The 16,110-nt window shown below is 62.5% G+C and carries 14 protein-coding genes; 10 read left to right on the top strand and 4 right to left on the bottom strand.

What is annotated here, in order from left to right; genetic code table 11:
* Nucleotides 1-212: 212 nt before the first annotated feature.
* Nucleotides 213-866 (bottom strand): ribosome biogenesis GTP-binding protein YihA/YsxC, encoded by a 654-nt coding sequence (gene yihA / locus LDZ28_RS12385; RefSeq protein WP_244828132.1) that lies wholly within the window; start codon nt 864-866, stop codon nt 213-215.
* A 298-nt stretch (nt 867-1,164) separates the two neighbouring features.
* Between yihA and LDZ28_RS12380 the strand changes: the two genes are divergently transcribed.
* From LDZ28_RS12380 to msrQ, 5 genes are all read left to right on the top strand, one after another.
* The gene (locus LDZ28_RS12380) at nt 1,165-1,824 is read left to right on the top strand and encodes a cytochrome c (RefSeq protein ID WP_244826420.1); all 660 of its coding nucleotides are present in this window, start codon (nt 1,165-1,167) and stop codon (nt 1,822-1,824) included.
* 202 nt (nt 1,825-2,026) lie between these two features.
* Nucleotides 2,027-4,264, top strand: a complete 2,238-nt coding sequence (locus tag LDZ28_RS12375) for a cytochrome c biogenesis protein ResB (RefSeq protein WP_244826419.1) — start codon at nt 2,027-2,029, stop codon at nt 4,262-4,264.
* 4 nt (nt 4,265-4,268) lie between these two features.
* Entirely contained in the window at nt 4,269-5,480 is a 1,212-nt protein-coding gene (ccsB, locus tag LDZ28_RS12370; RefSeq protein WP_244826418.1) for a c-type cytochrome biogenesis protein CcsB, read from the top strand.
* Nucleotides 5,481-5,635: 155 nt separating this feature from the next.
* Complete coding sequence (gene msrP, locus LDZ28_RS12365; protein ID WP_244826417.1) at nt 5,636-6,625, top strand: protein-methionine-sulfoxide reductase catalytic subunit MsrP; 990 nt, start codon at nt 5,636-5,638, stop codon at nt 6,623-6,625.
* A gap of 3 nt (nt 6,626-6,628) precedes the next feature.
* A complete protein-coding gene (gene msrQ / locus LDZ28_RS12360; RefSeq protein ID WP_244826416.1) occupies nt 6,629-7,297 on the top strand; it encodes a protein-methionine-sulfoxide reductase heme-binding subunit MsrQ in 669 nt (222 codons plus the stop codon).
* Between the two features lie 48 nt (nt 7,298-7,345).
* Here the strand turns inward: msrQ and lysA are convergent, their stop codons facing one another.
* A complete protein-coding gene (gene lysA / locus LDZ28_RS12355; RefSeq protein WP_244826415.1) occupies nt 7,346-8,608 on the bottom strand; it encodes a diaminopimelate decarboxylase in 1,263 nt (420 codons plus the stop codon).
* A 44-nt stretch (nt 8,609-8,652) separates the two neighbouring features.
* A complete protein-coding gene (locus LDZ28_RS12350) occupies nt 8,653-8,940 on the bottom strand; it encodes a lipoprotein (protein ID WP_244826414.1) in 288 nt (95 codons plus the stop codon).
* A 36-nt stretch (nt 8,941-8,976) separates the two neighbouring features.
* Here LDZ28_RS12350 and cyaY point away from each other — a divergent pair, with 36 nt between their 5' ends.
* A complete protein-coding gene (cyaY, locus tag LDZ28_RS12345) occupies nt 8,977-9,297 on the top strand; it encodes an iron donor protein CyaY (RefSeq protein ID WP_244826413.1) in 321 nt (106 codons plus the stop codon).
* A 20-nt stretch (nt 9,298-9,317) separates the two neighbouring features.
* Here cyaY and LDZ28_RS12340 read toward each other — a convergent pair whose 3' ends face one another.
* A complete protein-coding gene (locus tag LDZ28_RS12340) occupies nt 9,318-11,723 on the bottom strand; it encodes a penicillin-binding protein 1A (protein WP_244826412.1) in 2,406 nt (801 codons plus the stop codon).
* A gap of 277 nt (nt 11,724-12,000) precedes the next feature.
* Between LDZ28_RS12340 and pilM the strand changes: the two genes are divergently transcribed.
* From pilM to LDZ28_RS12320, 4 genes are read left to right on the top strand one after another with little or no spacing between them, the layout of a single operon-like run.
* Nucleotides 12,001-12,984 carry a pilus assembly protein PilM gene (gene pilM, locus LDZ28_RS12335; protein ID WP_244826411.1) on the top strand — a complete coding sequence of 328 codons (984 nt, stop codon included), beginning with the start codon at nt 12,001-12,003 and terminating at the stop codon, nt 12,982-12,984.
* Nucleotides 12,981-13,652 (top strand): fimbrial assembly family protein, encoded by a 672-nt coding sequence (locus tag LDZ28_RS12330; protein WP_244826410.1) that lies wholly within the window; start codon nt 12,981-12,983, stop codon nt 13,650-13,652. The genes pilM and LDZ28_RS12330 overlap by 4 nt, the downstream gene beginning before the upstream one ends.
* Nucleotides 13,649-14,491, top strand: a complete 843-nt coding sequence (pilO, locus tag LDZ28_RS12325; protein ID WP_244826409.1) for a type 4a pilus biogenesis protein PilO — start codon at nt 13,649-13,651, stop codon at nt 14,489-14,491. The genes LDZ28_RS12330 and pilO overlap by 4 nt, the downstream gene beginning before the upstream one ends.
* Entirely contained in the window at nt 14,488-16,023 is a 1,536-nt protein-coding gene (locus tag LDZ28_RS12320; protein WP_244826408.1) for a type IV pilus secretin PilQ, read from the top strand. The genes pilO and LDZ28_RS12320 overlap by 4 nt, the downstream gene beginning before the upstream one ends.
* Nucleotides 16,024-16,110: the final 87 nt, after the last annotated feature.

Raw genomic sequence — 16,110 nt, 5'->3', positions numbered from 1 at the left:
AAACGCGCTTCGAATATGCTCGAAGCCTTACCGGGCAAGCGCTCGGAGCGGTCCGGAAACGTTTTGAGACAATGGTATATCATACCGATCGAGGAAGGCGCTTCGCGCTAAACTCCCCGCTTCTCCTCCCTGAGCGGGTGCCTGTCGTTATCGATCAGGCTGTTAACCCGCCGTCATGCGGCGGGTTTTTTTCATGCCGCACGCGTTGATTTTCACTCCGCGACGTCTTCCGAAGCCGCTTGCTTAGGCGCGAGCCAGCCTTCAATAAGCTCATGCGCTTCTTCCAGTCCCGTGCGCTTGAGCGCTGAAAAAAGCTGCACGCTCAATTCACCGCGATAGCCCGCATCCTTGTACTCGCCGAATGCTTTTTTCGTCGCGCGCAGGGCGTTGGTCATCTCCTGTCGCGTCAATTTGTCGCATTTGGTGAGCAGCGCGTGAATGGGCTTACCGGTGGGCGCGAACCAGTCGATCATGATCTGGTCGAGCTCGGTGAGCGGACGACGCGAGTCCATCATCAGGATCATGCCGCGTAATTGAGCGCGGCTTTGCAGATACGTCGAAAGCAATTGCTGCCAGTGCGCCTTTGCGGCGCCTGGCACTTCGGCATAGCCGTAACCCGGAAGGTCGACCAGAAAGCCGGTCGGTTCGTCTTCAGGCCCGACGGAGAAGTAGTTGATGTGCTGCGTGCGTCCGGGCGTCTTGCTGGCGAACGCGAGCCGCTTTTGATTGCAGAGCACATTGATCGCAGTGGACTTGCCTGCGTTGGAACGGCCGCCGAAAGCGATTTCAGGTTGCGGCGTCGGCGGCAGATCACGAAGGTGATTGACAGTGGTGAAGAAGCGAGCTTGATGGAGCAGAAATGGCATTTGGCGGGTCGACTGAGAGAGCTGCGAAAACATGAAGCCTTGAGAACCCGGCAAATACTGGGCATGCCCCGACTGGCGTCTTTGCGTGTAGCGGGTTATTGTACAATACGACGGTTTTTTAAAGATCCGCACGGGCACGGAAGACCCGGGTTGCAAGCGCACCCACAATGGAGCGAGACAGTTTTAAGGGCGTCTTTTGAGCCCTTTCGTTCGGGTCATGTTGTGGCCGTTCCCGGTTTGCCGCCGTCGTTTTTTGCAGAACCTCACATTCTCACAAGACGAAAAACAGGGTACGCGAATGAACCGACTGTACAGGTCTCTGATGTTGATTCAGGCAGCGGCGGCTTTCGGTGGATTGATAACAGCATCAGCAAACGCGGCGGAGCCCGCGCAACCGGCAAAGCCGGATGTGGCCCGAGGTCAGGCCATTGCAACCCAGGTGTGCGCGGCGTGTCATGCGGCGGATGGCAACAGCGCTGGCGCGGCGTTTCCCAAGCTCGCGGGCCAGCACGCTGAATACATCGTCAAGCAGTTGAAGGATTACAAGACGCAGCCGGGAGCCAAGGCGCCGACGCGTAACAATCCGATCATGGCGGGCATTGCGGGCGCGTTGTCGGATCAGGACATGATCAACGTCGCCGCATACTTTGCGTCGCAGAAGGCCAAGCCCAACTTTGCGCGCGACAAGAACGACGTTGTGCTCGGGCAGAAGATTTATCGCGGCGGCATCGCGGACAAGGGTGTGCCGGCGTGCGCGGCGTGCCACGGCGCTACAGGCATGGGTATCCCGGTGCAATATCCGCGGCTGTCGTGGCAGTGGGGCGATTACACGGTGGCGCAGTTGAATGCATTCGCGCAAGGCACGCGTAACAATAGCGAGCCCATGCATGCCATCTCCTCCCGTTTGAGCGAAACGGAGATGAAAGCGGTGGCGGATTACATCGCCGGTTTGCATTGATCCGGGCAGGGCATGCGTTCTTCGGCATCGAACCCGGTAATCGTCGATACTGAGTTGCCCCAAGCGTTGCCCGTAAGTTGCCACTGAGCAAACATTAAGCAGCCGGTCCAACGAGGCCGGCGCGAAAACAAGAAAAGGGTGGGACGTCGGTCGACGAGACCGCTCGCGTCGCCACCCTTTTTTGCTGTCAGTCGGAGTTTGAATGAGCGTCACCACATCGGGATTGCAGTCGAAGTCGAGCCGTCGCGCAGTCAGGCATTTTGTCGAACTCGTGAGTTCGATGCGCTTCGCCATCGCCTTGCTGGTCGTACTGGCCATAGCAAGCATCATCGGCACGGTGCTTACGCAAGACGACCCGTACCCCAACTACGTCAATCAGTTCGGCCCGTTCTGGGCGGACATCTTCCGCGGCATCAGCATCTACACCGTGTACAGCGCGTGGTGGTTCATGCTGATCCTGATCTTTCTCGTGATTTCGGTCTCGCTATGCGTCATTCGCAACGGCCCGAAAATGATCGCGGACCTCAAAAGCTGGAAGGATCGCGTTCACGAAGGCGGCTTGCGCGCGTTTCATCACAAGGGTGAATTCGTGGTCAGCGCGGATCGCGCGCAGACGGCCGCCACGCTCGAACGTCTTTCCGCGAAGATGGGTTATCGCTTTGTCACGCGTCAGATTGACGCAGGCTCGACGCTCATCGCGGGCAAGCGCGGGGCGCTCACGAAGATCGGCTACATCTCGGCGCATCTGGCTATCGTGATCATTTGCGTCGGCGGGCTGCTCGACAGCAATCTGCCCATCAAGCTGCAGATGTGGCTCTTCAACAAGACGCCCATTCAGACCAACGCGGTCATCAACGACATTCCGGCGGAGCATCGCCTGTCCGTGTCGAATCCGACGTTTCGCGGTTACGCGTGGGTGCCGGAAGGTCAATACGTCGGCACGGCAATCTTGAATCAGCAGGACGGCTCGATCATTCAGGACTTGCCGTTCTCGATTCAACTCGACAAATTCATCGTCGATTACTACTCGACCGGCATGCCGAAGCTGTTCGCTAGCGACATCGTGGTGATCGACCACAAGACCGGCAAGCGCATTCCGGCGCGCGTCGAAGTGAACAAGCCGTTCACGTACGACGGCGTGTCGATCTATCAGTCGAGTTTTCAGGACGGCGGCTCGAAGATGCAGATGACCGCCTGGCCCATGAGCAGCGGCAGCGCGAAAACCACGCCCTTCAACGGTACGATCGGCGGCACTGCGCCCGTGAATCAGCAGATTGCCGGTGCACAAGGCCAAACGGTCGAATTCACCGATTTCCGCGCAATCAACGTCGAAAACATGACGGACGGCAACGGTGCGCCGGACGCACGCGGCGTCGGCAAGAAGGAAACCTTGCGCGATGCGTTCGACGAGCGCCTCGGCTCCGGCGCAAAGACGTCGAAGCCGACGGATCTGCGCAATATCGGCCCATCGGTGCAGTACAAGGTGCGCGGCACGGACGGTCAGGCGCGCGAGTACAGCAACTACATGTTGCCGGTCGATGTCAGCGGTCAGCGGATGTTCCTCGCCGGCATGCGCCTGAGCCCGAGCGATCCGTTCCGCTACTTGCGCATTCCTGCCGACGAGCAAGGCACGGTGAAGGAATGGATGAATCTGCGCGCCGCGCTTGCCACGCCCGCGACGCGCATCGAGGCTGCGCATCGGTTCGCGCAGCGTTCCGTGCCCCAGGAAAACGGCGATTTGCAGAAGCACCTGGACGAAAGCGCGATCCGCGTGCTGAATCTTTTCGCCGGCGCGGATGAATCGGGCAACGGGTCCACGAATCCGCAAATGAGCGGCGGATTTCAAAGTATCGCGGCGTTCATCGATCGTTCGGTGCCGAAGGGCGAGCAAGAAAAGGCCGCCGGTTTGCTCATGCGCATGCTGGAAGGCGCAATGTGGGACGTCTGGCAGATTTCCCGCGAACAAAACGGCGAGCCGGCCGCAAAAGTGGACGAGAAAAACAGCGCCTTCGTTCAGTCGTCCATCAACGCGCTTTCCGACAGCTTTCTGTACGGATCGCCGGTATTTTTGCAGCTCGACACCTTCAAACAGGTGCAAGCATCGGTATTCCAGCTAACGCGCGCACCGGGCAAAAAAGTGGTGTATCTTGGCAGCCTCCTGCTCGTGCTCGGCATTTTCTCGATGTTTTACGTGCGTGAACGCCGGCTCTGGTTCTGGCTCAAAGATTCAGGGCAAGGCGGTGCGAGCGTTTTGATGGCAATGTCCACGGCGCGCCGCACGCTCGATTTCGAGAAGGAATTCGAGCGTACGCGCGCGACGGTCGCGGCGGCGCTCGGCACCACGCCAATCGATCCGGCGGCGCAGCATCCGTCGAAAGCATCGGCGACGCAAACACACGAGCCATCCGCGGCCTCCGGCTCGGAAGTATCAACACGGTAAGATCATGGACCTTTCTCAGACCTCCTCCCACGCGCAGCCCAAGACGGAACGTCCGGCATCATCGTCGTCGGGCCTGCCCGATGTCGCCGTTTTCGACGATCGTCCGTTCCTCAAACGCCTGGGCGCAATCGACTGGCTGTTCGCCATTGCGATGGTCGCGGGCGCGGGCTTCGCGCTCAACCGCTATCACGCGTTCATGGACGTGTACGACATGGCGGTGCTGGTCGCCGCAGTGCCGACCTTCGTCGTGCTCGGCTGGCGCTGGAAACCGGCGCGGCTGCTCATCGCGACGATCGCGGTCATGTCGCTGTTCTCGATCCAGCTCTATCAGCACGACCTCGCGCGCGCCGAAACCAACTTCTTCCTCAAATACTTCCTGTCGAGCCAATCCGCGATTCTATGGATGAGCGCGCTCTTCATCCTGGCGACGCTCTTTTACTGGATCGGCCTCGTGTCGCGCTCGCAGACGGGCGGAGCAATCGGCTCGCGCATGACGTGGGTCGCGGTGCTCATGGGCTTCACGGGCCTGATGGTGCGCTGGTACGAGTCGTACATGATCGGCGCGGATGTCGGACACATCCCCATCTCGAACCTGTACGAAGTGTTCGTACTGTTTTGCCTCATCACGTCACTGTTCTATCTCTACTACGAACAGCATTACGCGACGCGTCAGATGGGCGCGTTCGTGCTGCTCGTGATCAGCGCGGCGGTCGGCTTCCTGATGTGGTATTCGATTGCCCGCGACGCGCAGCAGATTCAGCCGCTCGTGCCCGCGCTGCAAAGCTGGTGGATGAAGATTCACGTACCGGCGAACTTCATCGGCTACGGCAGTTTCGCGCTTTCCGCGATGGTTTCCGTCGCGTATCTGGCTAAGCAGCGCGGCTTTTTGGCCGACCGTCTGCCGTCGCTGGAAGTGCTCGACGACGTGATGTACAAGTCCATTGCGGTCGGTTTCGCGTTCTTCACCATCGCGACCATTCTCGGCGCGCTGTGGGCCGCCGAAGCGTGGGGCGGCTACTGGAGCTGGGACCCGAAGGAAACGTGGGCACTGATCGTCTGGCTGAACTACGCGGCGTGGCTGCACATGCGGTTGATGAAGGGCCTGCGCGGCGCGGCGGCGGCGTGGTGGGCGCTGACGGGATTGATCGTCACGACCTTCGCGTTTCTGGGCGTCAACATGTTCCTTTCGGGACTGCACAGTTACGGCAAGCTCTGATCTCGCGCCATCGAAAGAAGAGAAACCGCCATGCGTCGCGCTGGCGGTTTTTTTTTGTCTTGTGATGGAATAGCGGCATCCGGTTTGCTGTTTGCACGTATATGAATGGATGGGCGGCGTATCCAATGCCGCGCAAGCAAAGGGAGTATGGCTCCATGTGGATCAGACGTAATCGCGCGCTTTATGGTGACGATATCGCCGCGCACGAAATCACGCCGCGCGATGTGTTCGAGAATCGGCGGCGTGCGCTGCGTTCGATCGGCGCGCTGGCGGCGACTGGCTTGACTGGCGTGAGCGGCATCGCGAATGCGGCGTTTACATCGCCGGATGCGAAGGGCCAGAAACTCGCGGCGAAAGCGAATCCGAAGTTCATCGCGCTCGACAAGGCGACGTCGCTCAAGGACATCACGAGCTACAACAACTTCTACGAGTTCGGCACCGACAAGGGCGATCCCGCCGAACACGCGGGCACGTTGCGGCCGAGGCCGTGGAAAGTGTCGGTCGAAGGCGCGATCAAGAATCCGAAAACCTACGACATCGACGAGCTTCTGAAGCTCGCGCCACTCGAAGAACGTTTGTATCGCCTGCGATGCGTCGAAGGCTGGTCGATGGTCATTCCGTGGATCGGCGTCTCGCTGTCCGAGCTCATCAAGCGCGCGGAACCTACTGGCAGCGCGAAGTACGTGCAGTTCATCACGCTTGCCGATCCTTCGCAGATGCCGGGTCTTTCGACGCCGATCCTCGAATGGCCGTATTCCGAAGGCCTGCGCATGGACGAAGCGATGAATCCGCTCACCTTGCTCACCGTCGGCTTGTATGGCGAAGTGCTGCCGAATCAGAACGGCGCGCCGGTGCGTATCGTCGTGCCGTGGAAATACGGCTTCAAGAGCGCGAAGTCGCTGGTCAAGATTCGCTTCGTCGAAAAGCAGCCGCCGACGAGCTGGAATCTATACGCGCCGACGGAATACGGCTTCTATTCGAACGTGAATCCTGGCGTGGATCATCCGCGCTGGAGTCAGGCGACGGAGCGGCGTATTGGCGAGGACGGTTTCTTTGCGCCCAAGCGCAAGACGCTCATGTTCAACGGATATGGCGATCAGGTTGCGTCGCTCTATCAGGGCATGGACCTCAAGAAAAACTTCTGAACGATGCCCACTGTATCCGAACTCAAGGGATCGCAAACGCGCGCGAACGTGCGGTCCGGGCCGCGCTGGATCGCGCCCGCAAAAGTGATCGTGTTCATCGCGGCGCTCTATCCGCTGGCGCGCATTGTGTTGCTCGGCGTCATGGGCGGACTGGGCGCGAATCCGATCGAGTTCATCACGCGTTCGACCGGCCTTTGGACACTCGTCTATCTCTGCATCACGCTCGCCATTACGCCGGTGCGCCGGCTCACGGGCGTGACGGCGCTCGTGCGCTTTCGCCGCATGATCGGCCTTTACGCGTTCTTCTTCGCCGTGCTGCACTTCACGACATACATTTGGTTCGATAAATGGTTCGATGCCGCCGCGATGTTGAAGGACATCGGCAAGCGGCCGTTCATCACCGTGGGCTTCGCCGCGTTCGTGTTGCTGATACCGCTCGCGGTGACATCGCCGAAAGCGATGGTCCGCAAGCTCGGCCGCCGCTGGCAGATGCTGCATCGGATCATCTATCTCGTCGCCATTCTGGCCATCCTGCATTTCTGGTGGATGAAGGCCGGCAAGCACGATTTCGCCTTGCCGAAGATTTACGGCGCAATCGTGATCGTGTTGCTGGGCTGGCGGCTGATCGCGTGGCTCAAAGGACGAGTCGAACGACGCCGGTTGAGCGCTTAAAAAAAAGCGATGCCATGGCATCGCTTTTTTGGCTCACGGCACGAAGATTCAGTCCGGCAAAATGGATTCGCCCGCGAACAACTGCTTCACTTCTTCGCGTTCGCGCACCGCGCGCGCGCGTTCGCCATCGACCATGATTTCAGCGGCGCGCGCACGCGTGTTGTAGTTCGAGCTCATGACGAAGCCATACGCTCCCGCCGAAAGAATGGCGAGCAAGTCGCCTTGCTCGACGGCCAGTTCACGATCGCGTCCAAGCCAGTCGCCGCTTTCGCAAACCGGGCCGACGACATCGTATAAACGCGCGCTTGCCTTGCGTTCGATGACCGGCACGATGCGATGAAACGCCTCGTACATGGCGGGACGCGCGAGGTCGTTCATCGCGGCATCGACGATAGCGAAGTTCTTCTCTTCACCCGGCTTCAGATACTCGACGCGCGTTAGCAGCACACCCGCATTGCCGACGAGCGAGCGTCCCGGCTCGAAATACACTTCGCGCTGACCGTGGCCGCGCTCTTCGAAATGCGCGAGCAACGTGCGCACGAAGTCGCCGATATCCGGCGGCGTTTCGTCGTCGTATGTAATGCCGAGACCGCCGCCGACATCCACGTGACGAATGCTCATGCCGTCGGACTCGATCTGTTCGACGAGGTCGAGCAGCTTGTCGACGGCATCGAGATACGGGCTCACTTCGGTGATCTGCGAACCGATATGACAGTCGATACCCACGACATCGAGATTCGCCATGTCATGCGCTTCACGATACGTCGCGCGCGCGTCGCCGAAGGCCACGCCGAACTTGTTCGACTTCAAACCGGTGGAGATGTACGGATGCGTTTTGGCGTCGACATCGGGATTCACGCGCAGCGACACGGGCGCCTTCTTGCCAAGCGACTTCGCGACTTCGTTGAGCGCGTGCAACTCGGGAATGGACTCGACGTTGAAGCACTTCACGCCCGCTTCGAGCGCCTCGCGCATCTCGGCCGCGCTCTTGCCGACGCCCGAGAAAACCGTGTTGGAAGCCTTGCCGCCCGCGGCCAGCACACGCGCCAGTTCGCCCGACGACACGATGTCGAAGCCCGCGCCCAGGCGCGCGAACACGTTGAGCACCGCGAGGTTGCTGTTCGCTTTGACCGCGACGTGCACCGTTGCCTTGCGGCCCGCGCAGGCATCGGCGTAAGCGCGATAGGCGCGCGTCAGTGCATCGCGCGAATAGACGTAAAGCGGCGTGCCGAACTGTTCCGCGAGCGACGCGGCGGGGACGCCTTCGACGTGCAACGCGCCGTCGACGTAGTGGAATGCGGAATCGTTCATGCGTGGATTCGGATGTACGCGGCTTGGTGCGCGTGAGGCTTAGGTCAGTACCCGGCGGGCGCCGGTTTCAGAGTGGTGTCCGGCGAAAGCGACAGCGGCGCGCCGGAGGTATCGGGAATGTCGCCAGTCTCGCTCGCAGCCGATGCAGCGCTTGCCTTGTCGACGGAAGCGGAAGGCGGCGTATCCTGAAGGTCGCTAGGACGCTGCGGCAGTGGCGGGACAGTGGGAAGATAGAGCGGACCACGTTGTCCACAACCGCCGAGTGCGAGTGTTGCCGCGGCGCTCATGCTCAAAGCCGCTACAATCGCGCTCATCCTGAAAACGACTCGCATGACCGTCCCTGTACCATTGAATCGATGGAGTTTAGCATGACAGACCAGGAATACCTGAGCTTGGCAGAGGCCGCGCTGACGGCCATCGAACGTGCTGTGGATCGGGCTGAAGCCGATATCGAATTCGAGCGTAGCGGCAATGTGCTCACGCTGGAATTCGAGAACCGCACGAAGGTGATCGTGAATCTTCAGCCGCCGAAACACGAGATCTGGCTAGCCGCGAAGGCGGGCGGTTTTCACTACAAATACGTGGATGGCGCCTGGCGCGACACACGCGACAACAGCGAGTTTTTCGCCACGCTCACGAAGTATTCGACCGAACAGGCGGGCGAGCCCGTTCGCTTTTCAGCGAAGTAAGGCGCGCCCGGCAAGGAACGTCACTGTCCCTTGAACAGATTCATGATGTCCTGCTTTTCCTGCTCGCCGACTTCGGGCGCCGGAGCCGTGACGCCCGACACGCCCGCGGCCGACGACGCCTGACTCACGCCGATTGTCGCGATGAAGCCGTGGCCCGGCGTCATGTCGTCGAAGTACAGTTCGCCACCGAGCGAGGTCACGTCGGGCGGCGTCATCGGCTTGTACTCGGGCAAGCCCTTCAGCGCGCGCGCCATGTAATCCATCCACACAGGCAGTGCGAGACCGCCGCCCGTTTCCTTGTCGCCGAGCGTGCGCGGATTGTCATAGCCGATCCACGCAATCGCCACGAGCGAACGCTGATAGCCCGCGAACCAGGCATCGCGCGAATCGTTCGTCGTGCCGGTCTTGCCTGCGAGGTCGGTGCGCTTCAACTGATTCGTCTTGGCCGCCGTGCCGTGCTGCGCGACGCTTTGCAAAAGGCTATTCATCACGAACGCGTTGCGAGGCGTGATGGCAAGCGGCGCGCTTTGCTGCGCGACGAGCGGTTGCGGATGCGAAACGACCGCGCCGTATGGGTCGGTGATATCGGCGATCAGATACGGATTCACGCGATACCCGCCATTGGCGAACACCGCGTAGCCCGTCGCCATCTGCAGCGGCGTGACGAGACCCGCGCCGAGCGCCATCGGCAAATACGCGGGGTGCCGGTCCGCGTCGAAGCCGAAGCGCGTGATGTACTGCTGTGCGTACTTCGTGCCGATGGTGTTCAAAATGCGGATGGACACCATGTTCTTCGACCTCTGCAGCGCGGAGCGCATGGTCATGGGTCCGTCGAAGCCGCCACCGTAGTTCTTCGGCTCCCACGCCTGACCGCCGGTTTCGGCGGCGGTGAAGTAGAGCGGACCATCGTTGATGATGGTCGCGGGCGACAAGCCTTTTTCCAGCGACGCCGAATAGATGAACGGCTTGAAGCTCGATCCCGGCTGACGCCACGCTTGCGTCACGTGATTGAACTTGTTCTTGTTGAAGTCGAAACCGCCCACAAGCGCGCGGATGGCGCCGTCCTGCGGCACGAGCGAGATCAGCGCGCCTTCCACTTGCGGCAATTGCGTGATGATCCACTCGCCGTCGTCGTTCTTCATGAGCCGCACGATTGCGCCAGGACGAATGCGGGCATTGGGCTGTGCGCGCGTGGAGAGCGCATTGGAGACGAAGCGCAGATCGGCGCCGTTGATGGTCGCCACGTTGCCGTCGATGAAGCTCGCCTTCACTTCCTTCGTGCTCGCCGACGTGACCACCGCCGCGACGATCTCGCCGTTGTCCGGATGCTCGGCAAGCGCGTCGTCGATAGCCTGCTCGCGGTCGTCCGCATTCGCGGGCAGATCGATGAAACCCTCGGGCCCGCGATATCCATGCCGGCGTTCGTAGTCCATCAGCCCCTTGCGTACCGCGCGGTAGGCGGCGTCCTGATCGGCGGAATCGATCGTGGTCACGACATTGAGACCGCGCGTGTACGCCTCTTCCTTGTACTGCGCGTACATCATCTGCCGCACCATTTCCGCGACGTATTCGGCATGCACGCTGAACTCGCGGCCTTGTCCCTTCACGACGAGCGGCTGATTCTTCGCCTGGTCGTATTCGTCCTGCGTGATGAAGTTGAGTTCGCGCATGCGCTGAAGTATGTACTCCTGCCTCACCTTCGCGCGCTTCGGATTCACGACCGGGTTATAGGCCGACGGCGCCTTCGGCAGACCGGCGAGCATGGCGGCTTCCGCGAGCGAGATGTCCTTCAGATCCTTGCCGAAGTACACCCGGGCGGCGCTCGCAAAACCATACGCGCGCTGTCCGAGATAGATCTGATTCATATAGACCTCGAGAATCTGATCTTTCGTCAGCGCGCGCTCGATCTTGTAAGCGAGCAGCATCTCGTAGATCTTGCGCGTGTAGGTCTTCTCGCTCGACAGGAAGAAGTTGCGCGCGACCTGCATGGTGATCGTGCTTGCGCCCTGTGACGCGTGACCGTTCGACAGCGCCACCGTGCCCGCGCGCAGGATGCCGGTGAGATCGACGCCGCCGTGGTCGTAGAAACGCGAGTCCTCGATGGCGAGCACCGCTTTCTTGAGATGGTCCGGCACATCGCGAATGCGCACGACGCTGCGCCGCTCTTCGCCAAATTCGCCGATCAGCACGTGATCCGCCGTATAGATGCGCAGCGGCACCTTCGGCTTGTAGTCAGTGAGCGCATCGAGCGAAGGCAGGTTCGGCATCGCGACGACGAGCGCATACCCGAGCACGAGCGCCGCGCAAACGATTAGCGCGAGAAAGCTGATGACAAGCGCGGAAAGCAGCCGCAAATACCACGGTCGCCTGGTCGTCTGACCTTCGGGCGGTTTGGATGGCGGGTTGGTCGGGGAAGAGGATTGCATGGCACCACCAAAAAACAGTCTCGGGATTATAGCCGTCCGGGTTTCGAGCCTTTCTTAAGACTTGCGACGAATCGCGGGCGTGCTTCGGTCCCGTTTCTCCTGCTTCGGAACTTCGTCCCTTCAAGATACGCGGGATCGTGCGGATAAGCACCTCTGAAACGCGCCAAACACACGCGTTAGCCATTTGGCTGAATGTTCGAAAGACGCGCGGCTCACCACAATTCTTCTCGTGCAAGCGCTCGAAAGGTTCGGCGCGCAAGAGACGATGGAGTGAGTCATGAACAAGGCCTTATTGACAGTTACGCGCCGCTTTGCAGCGGGTATCGATGTGAGCGAAAGCGCGGTGCGGATAGTGGTGCTCAGCAAGCGCGTGCGTTCGCCCTCGGCGGTGTGCGTCGAGCATATCGATTGGGTGGCGCTCGAACCGGGCGCGGTGATCGACGGCGAGTTCGTCGATCGCGCCGCCGTGATCGCGGCGCTCTGCGATACGGTCGAGCGCTTGCCGCAGAACGGCGTGTCGCGCGCGCTGCGTTGCGCAATGGGCTTGCCGTCGTCCGCGACGCTCACCACGCGCGTGCCGCTCACCGCGTTGCTGGAGACGCGCGATGCGCCCGCGCTCGTGGCGGACGGCGATCCGCGCGGCGTGCTCGAACCCGCCGTGCTCGCGGAGGCCGAGCGCATCTCGGGCATCGAACGCGGCGCGCTCGCGGTCGACTGGTCAGTCGAAACGCAGGAGGACGGCCGCGCGCAAGTCGCGATTGCCGCCACCGCGCGCCGGCATGTCGAGGCGCGCGTCGAAACGGCGGCTGCGGCGGGAATCGCGCTGTCCGCCATCGACGGCGAACCGGCGGCCGCCATGCGCGCAATGCGTCATTCCGGCAAGGTGGAGCTCGGTCCGGATGCGCGCTTCATGCTTTGCTGGCTCGAAAAGACGGGGCTGCACGGCTGGGTCGCCGGCGCTCACGGTGTCGAGTCCGAAGTGCGGTATCCGGCGCCCGAGCATTCATGTCTCGCCGACGCGCTCCGCGATCTCGCTGGCACCGATGCGCCGCTCGACTGCGTGTACGTCGGCGGCGAAGCGGACCTGATGGCGCAGGCCGCGCTGCCACTTCCCGCGCTGGCGAAGATGTTCGGCTGCCCGGCGCTGCCGTTCGAGTGCGCGCCGTATTGCAATGGCGTGGCGGGCATCGATGCGTCGCTCAAACATTCGCCGCTCTTCGCGGTGGCGTTCGGTCTGGCGTTGCGCGAGGTGCTGCAATGAGCGGCGCGAGCGTGGTCGAAGGCTTCAACCTGCTTCCTTACCGCTTGCGCAAGCGCCGCGAGATGCGCCGTCAGCGGCTCGCGATTCTCGCGGCGGCGAGTCTTGCCGGATGCGCGGCGGTCGGCGCGGTCGCGGGCTGGGATGCCTTGCAGCGCGCGCGTCTGGATGAACGGCGTCTCGCGCTGGAAGCGTCGCTACGGACATCGGGCGCGCAGCTCGAAGAGCACGCACGGCTCACGCGTGCCGAAGCCGACCGGCGGCGCGCGCGCCAAAACGCGCAACCGCTTGCCGCGCCGCGCGACCGTTTTCTCGCGCTTCTCGACGCGCTGGCTGACGCGCCCCGGCAACCCGGCGTCGAGCTGCAACGCGTCTCGCAACGGACCGACGAAGTCGAACTCGCGGCGCTCGCGCCCGATTCGCAAGCGGCGGCGAACTGGCTCAAGCGTCTGGAGGACGTGCGCGACGTGCAGTCGGTGGAAGTGATCGAGATGAAGCGGCGGCCAACCACGCCGGCGCCGGCGAGGCGCGATGCCGTATCGAACGTCGAACGCTACGAATTCACGGCGCTGGTGCGCTACGCACGCGAAACCGCGGCGGCGGCAAAGACCGCGCAACCCGCGCTCGCCGTCCGCCGCACGACCAACACCGCTCACGGGAGCAGTCAATGAACACGATTTCCTTTAACGATGCCGGCCGTCTGCGCTCAGTCGCGGCCTTCCATGAATGGCCGCTTCGATGGACGCTCTGCGGCGCGATGCTTCTCGCGGCGATCATCTGCGTCATCGGCGTGCAGGGCTGGCGCGCGGCCGGTCTGATCGATCTCGATGCAAGCCACGCGGCGCTCTCCGCCGCGCAGGAGAAAGCAGGCCAACTGCGCGGTATCGAGGCGCAATTGCCCGATCTGCGCAAACGCGTGGCGGCGGGCGGTCTGAACCCCGAACACTGGACTGCCGCCGATGCGCTGCACGCCGTAGCCAGTCTCGCCGCGCAAAGCGGGTTGCACGTAACGGAGATCGAGCCGCTTCAGACGAAACTCGCCGAGGTCCAGGCACCGCGCGCGCTCCGGTTTCGCGCGGAAGGCGGCTTTGCTGAGATGAAGCGGTTCATCGAGGCGCTCGCGGGTTTGCCGCGTCTCGTCATACCGGAAGGCGTGCAAATCCGGCGGCAGACGGGTGTACTTTCCATCGATACGACCTTGCGCATTCACGACGATCTTCCGGCCGTGCCGCTGCCCGAACCGGCGCGCACGAACGCCTTCGTCATCGATCCGTTCGGCAAGGAAAGCGCCGGTGGCTTTTCGCGCAGCGCGGACTTGTTGCTCGTCGGGACGCTTCTCGGACGTCATCGCGCGATGGCGCTGATGCAGAGCAGCGAGGGCGTTGGCGACTTCCGGCCCGGCGAGAAGATCGGAGACGAATGGCTCGGACGCGTGCGGCCGCGCGCGGTCGAGCTCGCGAGTGACGACGGCGCTTCGCGCACGCTGAGTTTCGCGGAGGATCGCAAGTGATCGCGCCGCCAACTTTTCGTTTTAAGAGACTCGTTCTGGCGCTGGCGCTCGTTTTCGCGTCGCACGCGGTCTGGGCCGAAGCCGATCAAAGCGAGCCCATTGCGCCTTTGCCGCCGTTGCCCGCGGGCTACGAGACTTTGTCGACCGACCAGTTCGCCATCGATACGAGCGCGCCGCCCGCGCTCTTGTCGCCGCCCGTCGCGCAGAGTGCGGAGCCCGTGGCTGCCGCGAAGTCATCGACGGAAACGAGCGAGTCGCTCGAAGGCCCGCCCGTGCCGATGCCGCAGCCCGAACGTCTGAGCACGCAATCGCCCGGCAGCGCCGACGACGGCAAGCCGATCACGCTCGATCTCAAGAACGCCGACCTGGGCGCCGCGCTGCATGCGTTTGCCCGCTTCAGCGGGCTCAATATCATCGCGAGCGACAAGGTGCGCGGCCAGGTGTCGATCAATCTCGTCGCCGTGCCGTGGCGCCGCGCATTCGACACGCTGCTCGACGTGAACGGCCTCGCCATGGAGCAGCACGGCAACGTGATCTGGGTCGCGCCGCTCGCGGAACTCGCCGCACGCGAGAAGCTGCGCTACGAGACGCACGCGCGCGCCGCCGATCTCGAACCGCTCGCGAGCCGCACGTTCGTGCTGCGCTATCCGCGCGCGGAAGACGTCCGCAAGCTGCTGACAGGCTCCGGGAGCCAGCGCGTGCTGTCCAAACGCGGCTCCGCCATGGCCGACACGCGCACCAATCTGCTCTTCGTGACGGACCTCGACGCGCGCGTGAAGCAAATCGCCGAACTCGTCGCGCAGATCGACAAGCCCACGCCGCAGGTCGTGATAGAAGCGAAGATCCTGGAAGGCGAGGCGGGCATTTCGCGCACGCTTGGCGTCAAGCTGGGCGTCGCGGGCGTGAACGACCCGGCGCGCGGTCTCTCGGGCGGCAAGGACGGCGTCGTGTACGATTTATCGGCGCGGCCGATCAACGGTTTCGACGCCGCCACGGCCGGACTCACGCTGTTCGCGGCTCAGGCCACGCGGCTTCTGAACATCGAACTGAGCGCGCTCGAAGCCGAGGGACGCGGTCAGATAGTCTCCCGGCCGCGTGTGGTGACGGCTGACCGCGCGAAGGCGCTGGTCGAGCAGGGCACGGAGCTGCCGTATCAGGCGAAAGTGGGCAACGGCGTTTCCGGCGTGCAGTTTCGGCGCGCGGCGCTCAAACTGGAGGTCGAGCCGCAGATTACCCCGCACGGGCACGTCATCCTTGATCTCGATGTCGCGAAAGACAGCGTCGGCGAGCAGACCGACGCGGGACCGGCCATCAACACCAAGCACGTCCAGACGCGCGTGGAGGTCGAGGACGGCGGCACGGTGGCGATCGGCGGCATCTACTCGGAAGACGAGCGCAACGACGTCACGGGCGTGCCCGGACTGTCGAAGCTGCCGTGGCTCGGCTGGCTGTTCCGCCATGACGCGCGCCGCAGCTCGCGCAACGAGCTGGTGATCCTGATTACGCCGCACGTCATTGCTTCGAGTGGATGAAGGCGGAAAGAAGCGGAAAGCGGGGCCGCGAGCGGGCGGCCCGACTCGACAAAGCGGGCTATTTGCCCTTAAGCTGCCGCACGAACA

The organism is Caballeronia sp. TF1N1 (assembly GCF_022878925.1).
Taxonomy (GTDB): Bacteria; Pseudomonadota; Gammaproteobacteria; order Burkholderiales; family Burkholderiaceae; genus Caballeronia.
The sequence above is the reverse complement of the archived record's forward strand: the minus strand, read 5'-3'. Positions and strand labels throughout refer to the sequence as shown.